Below are 13,732 nucleotides of genomic sequence, written 5' to 3' on the forward strand. Positions count from 1 at the left end.
TGGTTTCCTGTGCAATCCGGTACAACCTTTTCACGTGTCTCATGGACCTCCACCTGCTGGACAGTCCCGACAGCGACCGGCAATAACACGGTTGTTAGCGGGTATACCTTCAGGGAATACCGGTCAACATACACTTGCCCCCTCACCTATTCTGGAACAAACTGGGCTCAACCCTCATCCAGCAACTTCAGCTTTATCTCTTCTTGCCAGTCAGGTAGCACACTGCCGACCTATACTTACCATTACACCCAGACAATCACGCTAACCTCCCGCACCGGTTCTGCAATTACCCTAACCAAGGACAACGGCTGGGCTAACAAGCTGGTCTAACAAGCCCACCACTTATCTGGTAAAGCAGATACAGCAAAAGGCAGGGCACCAACCTTTGTTGGTGCCCTGCCTTTTGAGTACTAGCTAGAACTAGGCGCGTGCGCGCTTACGTGCCTCGCGGACGCGCTCGTTGGCGTCCAGCACAACCTTGCGGATGCGGATTGCCTCGGGGGTAACCTCAACGCACTCGTCTTCACGAGCGAATTCGAGGGACTCTTCGAGGGTCAGCTTGCGCGGAGGGGTCAGGTTTTCAAAGTTATCAGCCGATGCCGAACGCATGTTGGTGAGCTTCTTTTCCTTGGTGATGTTGACTTCCATGTCATCCGCACGGGAGTTCTCGCCAACAATCATGCCCTCGTAAACCTCGGTGGTGGGTTCTACGAAGAAGGCGCCGCGTTCCTGCAGGTTAATCATGGCGTAGGGGGTCACAACACCTGCGCGGTCGGCAATCATAGAGCCGTTGGTGCGGTACTCGATGGTGCCGGCCCAGGGCTCGTAGCCGGTTGCGTAGGAGCTGGAGATACCAGCACCGCGGGTTTCGGTAAGGAACTGGGTGCGGAAGCCAATCAGGCCACGGGCAGGAACAGCGAATTCCATGCGGACCCAGCCGGTGCCATTGTTAGCCATGTTCTCCATGCGGCCCTTACGAGCTGCCATGAGCTGGGTCACTGCGCCCAGGAATTCTTCGGGAACATCGATAATCATGTGTTCCATGGGCTCGTGGACCTTGCCGTCCACAACCTTGGTCACAACCTGGGGCTTGCCCACGGTCAGCTCAAAGCCTTCGCGGCGCATCTGCTCAACCAGAATTGCCAGGGCGAGCTCGCCACGGCCCTGTACTTCCCAGGCGTCAGGACGCTGGGTGGGGAGTACCTTGAGGGATACGTTACCGATCAGTTCCTTATCAAGGCGATCCTTGACCTGACGCGCGGTAACCTTAGCGCCCTTGACCTTACCGGCCAAAGGTGAGGTGTTGATACCGATGGTCATGGAGATCGCGGGATCATCAACCTTGATGAGGGGCAGGGGCTTGGGGTTCTCTGAGTCGGTCAGGGTTTCACCGATGGTGATGTCCTCGATACCTGCAACAGCCACGATTTCACCGGGACCAGCTGATTCAGCGGGAACGCGCTCCAGCGCCTTGGTAGCAAGAAGCTCTGAGATACGAACGTTCTTGGTCTGACCGTCCTGGCGGATCCAGGCAACGGTCTGGCCCTTCTTCAGGGTGCCGTTGAAGATACGCAGCAGCGCCAGGCGGCCCAGGAAGGGTGAGGAGTCAAGGTTGGTCACGTGTGCCTGCAGAACCTCTTCGGGGTTGTAGGTGGGGGCAGGGACGTGCTCAAGAATGGTCTGGAAGAGGGGTTCCAGGTCTTCGTTATCGGGCAGGGCGCCGTCAGCGGGCTGGTTCAGTGAAGCAGCGCCAGCCTTACCGGAAGCGTAGACAACGGGCACGTTGAGCAGGGCGTCGACGTCCAGGTCGGGGACCTCGTCCGCCAGGTCGCCTGCAAGGCCAAGCAGAAGGTCCATGGACTCGCCAACAACCTCGTCGATACGCGCATCGGGGCGGTCAACCTTGTTAACAACCAGGATGACAGGCAGCTTAGCTGCAAGTGCCTTGCGCAGAACGAAGCGGGTCTGGGGCAGGGGGCCTTCTGAGGCGTCCACCAACAGAACAACACCGTCTACCATGGACAGACCGCGCTCAACCTCGCCACCGAAGTCGGCGTGGCCGGGGGTATCAATCACGTTAATGGTGATGGTCTCACCGTTAGCTGCGGGGCCTGAGTAGAACACGGTGGTGTTCTTCGCCAGAATGGTGATGCCCTTTTCTTTTTCAAGGTCACCGGAGTCCATGACTCGATCTTCAACGTCGCCGTGGGTTGAGAAGGCGTTGGTCTGCTTGAGCATCGCATCAACGATGGTGGTCTTGCCGTGGTCAACGTGAGCCACGATTGCCACGTTGCGAAGGTCGCTACGTGAAGCGGTGTTCTGAGTTTCAGACATGCGTAAGGTATCTCGCTTTATCTAGGGTAAAAGGACGCCGGAGCGCACCGAACGCTCAATAAAGAGAGCCGGGTGCTTTTGGGCTTTCGTTCTGAGTATACCGCCCCACGGTTCAAGTGGAACTATCATGTGGGACACATGTTTATAGAGGTGCGGCGCCCCTTTCTGACGACTTGAGGTACAAGTGACTAGAAAGGGGCGCCGCCGCTATAACTCATTTAATGAGAGGGGCTACTTATCCCAGTGCTTTTCCTGTGTCTTAGGAGTAACGATGGGGATAGCACCGGTGGCAGTGCGAATCTGCTCGATTGCTGCTGTGTTAGCCGAGATCTGAACGGTGACCTCATCCACTGCCTTCTCAACCGCTTCTTCGACCTTGGCTTCAACAGCCTTGTCGACGGCGGCGTCAAAGTGGGTGTCGAGATGTTCGTCCACAGCTGCGGTGACCTTGGCGTCCACGCCCTCTGCAACGAGTTCGTCCACGCGGTCGTTCACGGAGTCCATCAGCTCTTCGCGGGCATTGCGTCGCTGAGCGCGCACAAAGAGGCGGTGCTCAACGCTCAGTGCCTTATAGAGCGAGATACACATCAGCACGATAACGACTGAGAAAGGCAAGGCTGTCAGAATCGCGATGGTCTGAATGGCCGAGAGTGAGTCACTGCCACCCACAACAATCAGGGCGATAGAGGTTACTGCAGCCACGCAGACCCAGAAGACACGGATCCAGGTCTTAGGTTCGGGTGAGCCGTTGGTGGACAGCATACCCAACACCAGCGCGCCAGAGTCAGCGGAGGTGACAAAGAAGATCGTAATCAGCAGGACTGCACCAACGGTCAGAACAACACCGCCGGGTAGGTTGCTGAACATCTCAAAGAGGGCGTGCTCGGCGGAGACGCTGCCGTCAGCATTCCTGAGGGTCTCGCCCCCGAAGAGCTCCTGATGCAGGGCGGTGCCGCCGAGTACAGAGAACCAGAAGAATGAGGTCAGGGCAGGGACCAGCAGGACGCCGGTGACGAACTCGCGCACGGAGCGGCCCTTGGAGACGCGGGCAATGAACATGCCGACGAAGGGCGACCAGGAGATCCACCAGCCCCAGTAGAAGGTGGTCCAGGCAGCCTGGAACTGTTCGCCGTCCACACCGTAAAGGGCCAGGGTTTCAAAGGTCATAGCCACGATGTTCTGGAGATAGTGCCCTAGGGATCCAATAAATTCACGGAAGAGGAAGAGCGTAGGACCAACGAGCAGCACAAAGATACAGACGATAGCCGCCAAAACCAGGTTGCCGTTCGATAGCCACTTCATGCCCTTTTCCAGGCCGGTGACAACCGAGAAGAGGGTGATACCCATGAGCACCACGATGATGCCAATGAGCCAGAGGTTGCCCTCAGCCGGAATGTTGAGGTAGCCAAGACCCGCTGCAATCTGCATAACGCCCAGCCCCAAAGAGGTGGCGACACCGAAGAGGGTGCCTACCAGGGCAACAATATCAATGAGGTTACCCCAGTTGCCGGTAACGCGGTCACCCAGCAGTGGCTTGAGGGAGTAACGGATAGAGAGGGGCTGCTTGAGGCGGTGGGCAGAGTAAGCAATCGCCAGACCAACAATCACATAGATAGCCCAGGGATGAAGGCCCCAGTGCAAGAAGGACTGGCTCATCGCTGCCTGAGCAATTTGTTCGCTACTGCCGTTTTCTACGCCGGGGCGAGGGTCAACGAAGTGCATCAGTGGCTCAGTAGCACCGTAGAAGACCAGACCGATACCCATACCAGCGGCGAAGAGGAAGGCAAACCACGTGGTAAAGGAGTATGAAGGCTCATCGTCGTCATCGCCCAGTTTGATATCGCCCATACGTGAGAAGCCCAGGTACAGAGCGAACACCACGAAGAATGCAACAATGGCAACGTAGTACCAACCAAAGAAGTTAATGACGTCTGCCTGGAGTGCATCAAAAATTGATTTTGCGCGTTGCGGGAAAGCGATAGTCAGACCAACGAAAAGCACCATGATGGCTGCGGCGGGCCAGAAGACCTTGGGAGCAAGGTTGCCTTCACGCATGTTTTTACGCTGCTCTTTACTCAGGCCTCCCTTCCGCAGGTCTACGCCCGCACCGGGCGGGGTCTGGTTCTGAGTAGTAGTCATGTATCTATTCCTTTAGTATGCGATCTTTAGTTGTATTCGTTTCAACACATCAAAAAAGCGCCTCCCCAGCCGATTGGCTTAGGTTGTGTGGTGGAGGCACTCACTGGCAATAACCATAACATTGCTGATATTCCTTGGCTAGAATTAACCGCCAAAACCACAAAAAACCACACGAAAAACAGCGAAATCCCACCAATCCAACATAAGATGGAAGCAAGTAACAAACAACAGCAAGGGAGATGCAGGCACATGTCTGTTAACACCATCGTTGACCCCGTCACCACCACCGCGTGGAAGGCACTGGATGCTCACAGTCAGGGCTTAGACGCCAATCTTCGCACTTGGTTTGAGCAAGACCCTCAGCGCGCTAGTAAGCTCAGCTTCACTGCAGCAGATTTGCACGTCGATCTTTCCAAGAACCTTATCACTGATGAAACTCTTGAACTGCTCATCAAGCTGGCAGGCGAAGTTAATCTTGAAGACCGCAGAGCCGCTATGTTCGCCGGCGAGCGCATCAACGTTACCGAAGATCGCGCTGTACTGCACACCGCTTTGCGCCGCCCTGCTGATGCTCAACCCCAGCTGGTTGTAGACGGTCAGAACGTGGATGAGGATGTCCACGAGGTTCTTGCCAAGGTATACGACTTTGCTGACCGTGTGCGATCGGGTGAGTGGACCGGTATTACCGGTAAGCAAATTGAAACTGTAGTCAACATTGGCATCGGCGGCTCAGACCTGGGCCCCGTCATGGTCTATGAGGCTTTGAAGCCTTACGCTCAGCCTGGTTTGGCTGCTCGTTTCATTTCTAACATTGATCCCACTGACGCCGCTGAGACCGTGGCTGACTTGGACCCAGAAACTACCCTCTTCATTGTTGCTTCCAAGACCTTTGGTACTTTGGAGACCCTGACCAATGCACGTGTCTGCCGTGAGTGGTTGCTGACCAGCCTGCGTGAAGCCGGCGCCCTTGAAGGTAAGGACGAGAAGGACGCTGTTGCTGCTCACTTCGTTGCCGTCTCCACCGCCCTGGATAAGGTCGCTGACTTTGGTATTGACCCCGAGAACGCTTTTGGTTTCTGGAACTGGGTAGGCGGTCGCTACTCCGTCGACTCAGCCATCGGCACTCCTCTAGCTATCGTGCTGGGCCCCGATGTTTTTGAGCAGTTCCTGGCTGGCTTCCATGCCATGGACGAGCACTTCCGCACCGCTCCCCTGGCAGAGAACGTCCCCGCCCTTATGGGTCTGCTGAACATCTGGAACGTCAACTTCTTGGGCGCTGAAACTCACGCCGTCCTACCCTACGATCAGTACCTGCACCGCTTCCCCGCCTACCTGCAGCAGCTGACCATGGAATCCAACGGCAAGTCGGTCCGTGCGGACGGCACTCCCGTCACCACCGAGACCGGTGAGGTTTTCTGGGGTGAACCTGGCACCAACGGCCAGCACGCCTTCTACCAGCTGATTCACCAGGGTACCCGCCTCATCCCCGCTGACTTCATTGCCTTCGCCAACCCGGTGCACTCCACCAAGGACGGTGAGCAGGATGTTCACGAGCTCTTCCTGGCTAATTTCTTCGCTCAGACCAAGGCACTAGCTTTTGGTAAGACCGCTGAGGAGGTACGAGCAGAAGGAACCGCCGAAGAGATCGTACCCGCACGTGTCTTCTCTGGCGACCGCCCCACCACCTCCATCATGGCCTCTCAGCTGACCCCCTCAGTTCTGGGTCAGCTCATTGCCCTCTACGAGCACATCACTTTCGTGCAGGGCACCGTCTGGGGCATCGACTCCTTCGACCAGTGGGGCGTAGAGCTGGGCAAGCAGCTCGCCCTGCAGCTGGCACCCGCTGTGGGCGGTGACCGCGAGGTCCTAGCTCAACAGGACTCCTCAACCCAGGGTCTGATTGAGTTCTACCTGAATAACCGCAAGTAGGTAGCACAGTATCTATACAAAGAGATACTGAACGCACCTGACGGGCATAGCGGCAGCAAGCAGACCCACTCGCCCGGTTCGCTAGCGCTCACGAGGCGATTCACGCCAGACCCGACCAGCTTGCTGCCGCTATGCCCGTCAGCTCGCACAAGTTGTCGTTAGGTCATGGTAAGGCCCGGTTCATAAGAACCGAGCCTTATTGTTATAGGAAAAAACGCGGCCGCCATCTTTACCCGGGGCAGGTGAGGGTCTTGGGCGGTCAACTGGCTCGGGTCTGGCGTTTAAGGGATGTTGACCACCCAAGACCCTCACCTGCCCGACTCAACCATCGGCGCAGATTGCTTAGGAGAAGGTTAGAGATTCTCGGCAACCCAATCCTGGGCGGCGGTGGCCGGGTTAGCCTTTTCTTCGCCCGAAACGCGGGTGTTGAGCGCAATCAAATCCTCGGTGGTGAGTACCGCTGAGACCTCATCCAGCACCTGCGCTGCGGCATATGAGACAAGCTCGCCGTTGATGACTGGCAGTACCTGCTGGGGCAGGAAGTTGTTCTTGGGGTCTTCTAGCACGACCAGGTCGTTGGCGATGATGGCTGGGTCGGTGGAGAAGAGATCAACGATTTGCACCTGGTCATCCAGCAGTGCCTTGACGGTCAGGGGGCCGCCACCATCGTTGATGGGCTCAAAAGATTGCGGGGTGAAACCGTAGTTTTTCTCTAGCCCGGGCAGCCCGTAGCCTCGCTCTGCGAATTCTGGGGGTGCACCTAGCACCAGTTGACGGTTGTGTTCTGATAAGTCATCCAAGCTACGCAAGCCGAACTCCTCCGCGGTCTGGGAGGTAATCACCATGGAGTCTTTGTTCTCCGCGGTTGAGGGTTTCAGGGCAGCTAAGGTCTCACCCAGTGCTTGGGGCAGGGCAGCAATAATCTCTTCAGCGGTGACCGCGGTGCTTTGGGCATCGAAGTAGAGCAGAAGATTACCGGAGTAATCAGGGACCACGCCCACCGACCCTTCTTGCAGGGCACCGATGTAGGCTTCTCGGGCGCCTATAGCGGGGCGGGTTTCAGCTGATATGCCCCGCTGGTTGAGAGCCGCCGCGTAGATTTCGGCGATGATTTGGGATTCGGGAAAGTCGGCTGACCCAACGATGATGGGCCCGCCCTGGGCACCGGTCCCGAAGGCTGTTTCCCCGGAGATGCCGCAGGCGGTCAGGGCGCTGACGCTTGCCCCGACGCCCAGGACGCCAAGGAACCGGCGTCGGTTCAGGGAAGTGGTGTTCAAAGAAATGTTCATGAGGGTGTCCTAGGATGTTCCGGCGGGAGTCGTGAGGCGTTGTAGACCTGCGAGCAGGAGATCTACCAGCAGGGCGAGGGCAGCGACCAGAAGAACCGCGCCCACCATACGGGAGTAGTCGCGCACGGCTAACCCGTCAATGAGGAAACGACCCAGACCACCCAGGTTGATATAGGCAACGATGGTGACGGTAGCAATCACCTGTAAAGCGGCGTTACGGATTCCGCCGAAGATGAGGGGCAGGGCTAGGGGAATTTCTACCCGACTCAAGATCTGCCATTCGGTCATTCCCTGGGCACGAGCGGCGTCCACGGTGATTGGATCTACTGCTGCAATTCCGGCGTAAACCCCTGCCAGTAAAGGTGAGATGGCAAGAATGACGAGCGCTGCGATGGGAGCCGTGAGCCCCAACCCCAGCCAGAGAGCAAACAGGGTCAGAAGGCCCAGGGTGGGCAGGGCACGCAAGGCACCGGTGAGCGCAACCACCAGGTTTTCGCCTTTACCGGTGTGACCCACTAAGAGACCCAGGGGAAAAGCGATGAGGGCTGCAAGGATGATCACCAGCGCAGAGTACCCCAAGTGTTCTGTGGTGCGCTGGATGATACCGCCGGCACCTGCCCAGGTGCCCTCAGCAGTAAACCAGGCTGCGGTGCTTTCAAAGATATTCATACTTTCCTCCAGCGAGTATTCCAGGCGCCCAGGGCTGCGAGCACTCGGTCTAGGACGAGGGCGAGCAGGACGGTGCCAATGATGCCCACGATAATTTCAGCGGGGATGTTGCGGCGCAAACCGTCGGTGAAGAGGGTGCCCAGGGACTGAATGCCAATAACGGCACCCACCGATACCATGGAGATATTAGAGACCAGAGCCACCCGCAGACCGGCGACCATGACGGGGATAGCCAGAGGCAGTTCAACCATCCAGAAACGCCTGACCGGGGTGTAGCCCATAGCGGTGGCTGCTTCCAGGGTGGTGGGTGAGACGGATTCGAAGGCGTCAACGGCGCTGCGCACCATCATGGCCAGCACGTAGAGCGAGAGCGCCACGTAAACGTTGAGCAGGGAGGTTATCGAGGTGCCCAGGATCAGGGGCATGAGTACAAAAAGTGCCAGCGAAGGGATGGTGTAGAGCAGGGCAGCAGAGTTAATAACTGTAGCCCTGCGCACCTTGCCCCCGGTCGTACTCAGTTCTGTGGAACGGCCGTCGCGGCGGCGTCCTACCGCCAGGCGGGCCAAGGGCAGGGCAAGCAGTGTGCCAGCCACCAGCGGGATGAGCGCCTGCAGTAAATGGAGAGCCGTTAGCTGCGCTACGTAGTCGAGGTTAGAAGACAGCCAGTTCACGCGCCAACTCCGTAACGACGCTGGCGTTCGGTTTCCGTGGCGTCCAGAACGTCATCGGAGTTGAGCAGGCCCAGTAGCTTGCCGTTTTTATCCACGGCAACACCCCAACCTGAAGGTGAAGACAGTACCGAATCCAGGGCATCGCGCAGGCTAGCTCCTTCGCGGTAGAGGGAACCTCCCGGGATCAATCGCCCGTCCAAGAGCCAGCCAGCGGGTTTACCGCCCTCAACCTTCAGCTGCCAGTTCTGCCACGGGGTCTCTAGAGCGTGAAGGGAGTGAATGGTGACATCGGATGCTGAGGCAAAAGTCAGGCGACGCATACCACGGTCGCGGCCCACGAAGGAGGCCACGAAATCATCGGCAGGCTGACGCAGGATTTCTTCGGGTGTGCCAAACTGGGCGATACGCCCGCCGCGAGCAAAAACTGCTAGCTGGTCACCCAGGGTGATGGCTTCGTCGATATCGTGGGTAACAAAGATGATGGTCACCCCCAGCTCACGTTGCAGACGTAGCAGCTCATTTTGCAAATCGCTGCGCACCACCGGGTCAACGGCGCTGAAGGGCTCGTCCATCAACAAAATTGAAGAGCCGGAGGCCAGGGCTCGGGCCACGCCCACCCGCTGGGCCTGACCGCCGGATAGCTGGGCGGGGTAGCGTTTTGCGAAGGACCGGTCCAACCCCACCCTCTCCAATAGCTCTAGTGCCTGGGCACGAGCTTCTTTGGTAGAGACCCCTTTGAGCACAGGAACGGTAGCGATATTATCGACGATGGTGCGGTGGGGCATCAGCCCTGCCTGCTGCAGCACGTAGCCGATAGACCGCCGCAGCTCGTGCGCGGGGCGTCCAGTGTTGGGCTGGCCGTCCACCAGAATCTCGCCTTTGGTGTGCTCCACCATGCGATTAATCATGCGTAGGGAGGTAGTTTTACCGCAGCCTGACGGCCCCACGAAGACGGTAATTTTTCCTGCAGGGACGCTCAGGCTGAGATCATCGACCACGGTGTTCTCACCATAGGTCTTGGTGACGTTCTTGAATTCGATAGCGGGAGGTATAGGCATGAAAGCCGCCTTATCGGTTGGTGAAGGTTGGGGATCAGTTGGATGGATCTGTGGGCTGGTAACGTTCTGGAGTTTTCTAGATGACATAGTTCCCTTCTTTGCCTTCGGCCCCTGCCCCCATCAACAATCCGGCCAGGGCCCGGCAAGGAGATAGATGCCTTGGGCTGAGAGTAACAGGAAAATAGCAAGTAGGGTGTCGAACCTGCCGATATTGAATCAAAGATTATCAACAGAAGCCATCGCCACGGTGTGGCACTCTACTTCACTTCCTTCGCGGTGATGATGAGGGAGGTTGTGGTGTTAGAAGCAAATGGAACCGCCTCAGCTGAACCACCGGCTTTCTTCTTTGAGATGATCGCGATGTGTGGTCTTTTTGTTCTACTGGCCATCTTAGCTACGTTCTCTCGCCTGTCTCTCGGTTGGCGCCGCTTGCAGGACGCCAGTTTTCCCGGGGCGGGTAAGAGCTAGTCTCACAACGCCCTTGCGGTGATGAGCGCTGACTGCTCAATCATGCCAGCGAGCTGCCCCTCGACGAGAGTGGGTAGCTCGCCGCTTTCTACTCCACCAGTATCAGCGTGAGCGCGGATGAGCTCGCCGGCGTCCTGCTTGAGGGTTTCTGATGCATGATCAGGGTGAGTGAGCGGAATATGGATGAAACCAGCTGGAATACTGCCCTGGGTAGCGTGCATCAACTCGTAAAAGATGTGGTTGCAGACGAAAGTCCCAGCCGTATAGGACAGTTCTATCGGCAGCCCGGTTCTGCTCAGTTCCTCATAAATGGCGCGGGTGGGCAGAGCAGAAAAGTAGGCGTCCGGCCCATCGGGACGGATAGGAGTATCGTTGAGCTGGGCACCGGCGTTATCGGCGATGCGCGCTGTATCTAGATTGATAGCCACTCGTTCTAGGCTGACCTTCTCCCGCCCAGCCGCCACACCGAGGCTGATAGCGATATCGGGCTCATATTCATCTAAGGCTTCGCTGAGCACCCGGCTAGAACCGGCAAATTCAACCGGTAGCTCCTTGAGGTGCACCGTCAAATCTGGGGCGCTGACGGCAAGCAGGTCAGCGGCCCGGCGGGCAACTGCCCGGGTTGGATTGTAAGGTACCCCTTCAAAGGCACCGAAATAGGTGAGCAGTAGCGTGGCCATCTCTATCTTTCCGTATGATTTATGGGGCTTCTTTGGGTAGGCTGGTGGGTATGTCTGAGAAAAATCCTACCCCCAGCTTCGTCTATGAGACCCTGAGTGACGATACCCCCGATGCTCTTGCCGCTGGCGGTTTCACTGAGGACGAGCTGGCCGACGAGCGCCGCGCGCCTGCCGTTGCTGAAGAGGTAGGTTTTGGGCGCGCTGTTCGGCTCTTTTACCGTCACTACTGGAATGACCGTGGCACGGCGTCCGCTTCTGAGTTTCGCTGGGCCATGATTTACGTGGTGGTAGGCACCGTGCTCTATATCGGCACCACTTTGCTTCTGAACCATTTCGTGATCCCTGCTGATGCGTCCTCACTGGTGCGCACCCTCTTTATGCTTTTTGTCATCACTAACCCCTTGTGGTTAGCAATCAACATTGCGCCGACGGTCTCGCTGATTAAACGCCGGCGCAATGCAAAAGAAGGGCTTTAGCCCAACAGTTCAGGTGCCTGGAACTCCTGCCCACCCAGGTGCTGCGCCAACCAGGCACCAAAGACCTGATACCAGAGACGGGAGTTACCCGGCTTGAGAATCCAGTGGCCCTCGTCCGGGAAGTAGAGGTATTTGTGCCCCAGCTCCGGTGAGTGGTGCTGCAGATCAGCCCAGAGGTGGTGTGCCTGGCCGATGGGCACGCGGTAGTCCTTATCACCGTGAATGACTAGCATGGGCGCAGCAATGGTAGCAGCGAACTGGCGCGGTGAGATACTATCGCCTTCCCCACCATCGCTGAGTTTCCACTCGTGCCAGGCACCGTTATCAGAGACAAAGTACATAGCCTGGTAATCCCAGATGGACGCGTGGGTGACGTAGCACTTGAAGCGGGTGCCCGCCTGCCCAGCCACCCAGTTAGTCATAAACCCACCGTAGGATCCGCCAGAGAAGGCAACATTATCGCCCTGAATATCGGGGCGGTCAGCTACTTCTTCGACCACCTGCAGGATGTCCCGGTAGGGGGCACCCCCCAGATCGTCCCCACCGCGGTCAATCATCTGTTGGCCGTAGCCAGTGGAGATTGCCGGGTCTGGCATCAACACGGCGTAACCAGCCTGGGTGAAGTACCAGGGGTTCCAGCGGTAGCTCCAGGAGTTCCAGGAGCCCCAAGGCCCACCGTGGGCAAAGACTAGCAGGGGCAGCGGGTCACTCTTTTCATCGTTGGTTTCTGGCAGGGCCAAGAAGCTGGTCAGCTGGGTTCCATCCTCAGCGGTACTGGTGAGACGCTCCAGACGCCCGGGAGCGCGAAGTTCCTCCGCGGGAGCGGCCAAGCGGGTGACCTCACCGGTGGCAGGGTCAATACTGACCGGGTAGGCAGAGTGCTGGTGACTATTTTTCAGAGCCACCAGTTGCCCCCTGTTGTAGGCAAGGTGGGAGAAGTAGCTGGCGCCATCATCAACCAGGGCGCGGGTTTCGCTGCCGCCGATACTACCGGTAAAGATAGCGGTTGCCCCCAGGTGATCGGTGACGAAGGCGTAGTCGGTATCCGTTAGCCAGACCAGGTTAGAGGACCAGCGGTCCAAATCGCTGGACAACTCGGTGAGATTCGCGCTGGCTAGGTCGTAGTAGTGAGCATTGAGCTTGATGGACTGGCCGGGTAGCCAGCGGCGTAATTTCAAAATTTCTAGCCCGGTACCGCCGGGGTTGAAGCTTCCGGGGTTGTAGTCATGGGTGGCATCTGCTGCTGCGATCTGCTGGGGCTCTTTGCCGCCGTCCAGGTCTAGTAGCCAGACGCTAGAGCGCTGGTAAATACCGCGTTCTTTGGTTTCCACGCTGACTGCCACCAGTTTGCCCGTGGGGCAAACAGTGAAGCCGCTGAGTTGAGCGCGCGGGCCGCCGGGCAGTTCTATGCGCCGAGGTTCGCCGTCACCGTCTTTGACGAAGAGGGCGGGGACGCCGGTGCCCAAGTCATGACCCCAGTAGCGGGTGGGGAACTCGGTGTAGAGCACCCCGCTGGTGCCGGTTTTCTTGCGCTTATCCAGGGTTGATGCCTGATCTTCCAAGCTACCGCGGTGGGCTTTGGCGCTAAAGATATAGCGGGTTCCCTGCTCGCGCTCGCGCACCACTAGAGAGTCGATACCGCCGGGGTACGTAAAGACCAGTTCGGGTTCGCCCTGCTCAGGCAATCGGTAGACTCCCTTGACGCTCTCGGAGTCGGCCTCGTCCACCTCTTTGCCCAGGCTCAGGTAGAGCGTCCCTTCATCGGTAACGGTGAGGACGCTGGCGCCGGAGTCGGGTGCGGTCAGCGGGTAGGTGCGCCCACTGTGACCTGTATTCTTTTCTAGTGCCCAGAGGCGGGGGCGGTACTTGGCGCCGTCCTTGTTAAGGGTATTGATGGTCAGCACAGGGTTACCCTCGCGGCCTGCGGTCAGGGAGACCATGCGGGGGTGTTCAATCAGTTGGGTCAGGTAATCGGTGTTCTGCGGTGTTTCTGTCATGCCTACCAAGTTACCCGCTAGT

Annotated in this window: 11 protein-coding genes; 3 read left to right on the forward strand and 8 right to left on the reverse strand. The window is 57.9% G+C overall.

Annotated features, from left to right (window positions below; all coding sequences use genetic code 11):
- Positions 1–420: 420 nt before the first annotated feature.
- Entirely contained in the window at positions 421–2,334 is a 1,914-nt protein-coding gene (gene typA / locus L6990_RS00595; protein ID WP_237202138.1) for a translational GTPase TypA, read from the reverse strand.
- A gap of 231 nt (positions 2,335–2,565) precedes the next feature.
- Positions 2,566–4,473 carry a BCCT family transporter gene (locus tag L6990_RS00600; RefSeq protein WP_237202139.1) on the reverse strand — a complete coding sequence of 636 codons (1,908 nt, stop codon included), beginning with the start codon at positions 4,471–4,473 and terminating at the stop codon, positions 2,566–2,568.
- A gap of 249 nt (positions 4,474–4,722) precedes the next feature.
- Between L6990_RS00600 and pgi the strand changes: the two genes are divergently transcribed.
- Entirely contained in the window at positions 4,723–6,402 is a 1,680-nt protein-coding gene (gene pgi / locus L6990_RS00605; RefSeq protein WP_237202140.1) for a glucose-6-phosphate isomerase, read from the forward strand.
- A 353-nt stretch (positions 6,403–6,755) separates the two neighbouring features.
- On the opposite strand, the gene L6990_RS00610 is transcribed toward pgi, so the two are convergent.
- The 4 genes from L6990_RS00610 to L6990_RS00625 are packed head-to-tail and all read right to left on the reverse strand — an operon-like array spanning position 6,756 to position 10,089.
- The gene (locus L6990_RS00610; protein ID WP_237202141.1) at positions 6,756–7,691 is read right to left on the reverse strand and encodes an ABC transporter substrate-binding protein; all 936 of its coding nucleotides are present in this window, start codon (positions 7,689–7,691) and stop codon (positions 6,756–6,758) included.
- Between the two features lie 9 nt (positions 7,692–7,700).
- Entirely contained in the window at positions 7,701–8,360 is a 660-nt protein-coding gene (locus tag L6990_RS00615; protein WP_237202142.1) for an ABC transporter permease, read from the reverse strand.
- The gene (locus L6990_RS00620; protein ID WP_237202143.1) at positions 8,357–9,031 is read right to left on the reverse strand and encodes an ABC transporter permease; all 675 of its coding nucleotides are present in this window, start codon (positions 9,029–9,031) and stop codon (positions 8,357–8,359) included. Before L6990_RS00620 ends, L6990_RS00615 begins: the two co-directional genes overlap by 4 nt.
- A complete protein-coding gene (locus L6990_RS00625) occupies positions 9,028–10,089 on the reverse strand; it encodes an ABC transporter ATP-binding protein (RefSeq protein WP_237202144.1) in 1,062 nt (353 codons plus the stop codon). The genes L6990_RS00620 and L6990_RS00625 overlap by 4 nt, the downstream gene beginning before the upstream one ends.
- A 249-nt stretch (positions 10,090–10,338) precedes the next feature.
- Between L6990_RS00625 and L6990_RS00630 the strand changes: the two genes are divergently transcribed.
- Positions 10,339–10,557: a hypothetical protein gene (locus tag L6990_RS00630; RefSeq protein WP_237202145.1), complete on the forward strand. Its 219-nt coding sequence runs from the start codon at positions 10,339–10,341 to the stop codon at positions 10,555–10,557.
- Positions 10,558–10,559: 2 nt separating this feature from the next.
- Here L6990_RS00630 and L6990_RS00635 read toward each other — a convergent pair whose 3' ends face one another.
- A complete protein-coding gene (locus tag L6990_RS00635; protein WP_237202146.1) occupies positions 10,560–11,237 on the reverse strand; it encodes a pyroglutamyl-peptidase I family protein in 678 nt (225 codons plus the stop codon).
- A 50-nt stretch (positions 11,238–11,287) separates the two neighbouring features.
- On the opposite strand from L6990_RS00635, the gene L6990_RS00640 reads away from it, so the two are divergent.
- Positions 11,288–11,713 carry a hypothetical protein gene (locus L6990_RS00640; protein ID WP_237202147.1) on the forward strand — a complete coding sequence of 142 codons (426 nt, stop codon included), beginning with the start codon at positions 11,288–11,290 and terminating at the stop codon, positions 11,711–11,713.
- Here L6990_RS00640 and L6990_RS00645 read toward each other — a convergent pair.
- On the reverse strand, positions 11,710–13,710 hold the full coding sequence (locus L6990_RS00645; protein WP_237202148.1) for an alpha/beta hydrolase family protein: 2,001 nt from the start codon (positions 13,708–13,710) through the stop codon (positions 11,710–11,712). The genes L6990_RS00640 and L6990_RS00645 overlap by 4 nt on opposite strands.
- Between the last annotated feature and the right edge of the window lie 22 nt (positions 13,711–13,732).

Source organism: Rothia endophytica, assembly GCF_928381505.1.
Classification (GTDB): Bacteria; Actinomycetota; Actinomycetes; order Actinomycetales; family Micrococcaceae; genus Rothia; species Rothia endophytica_A.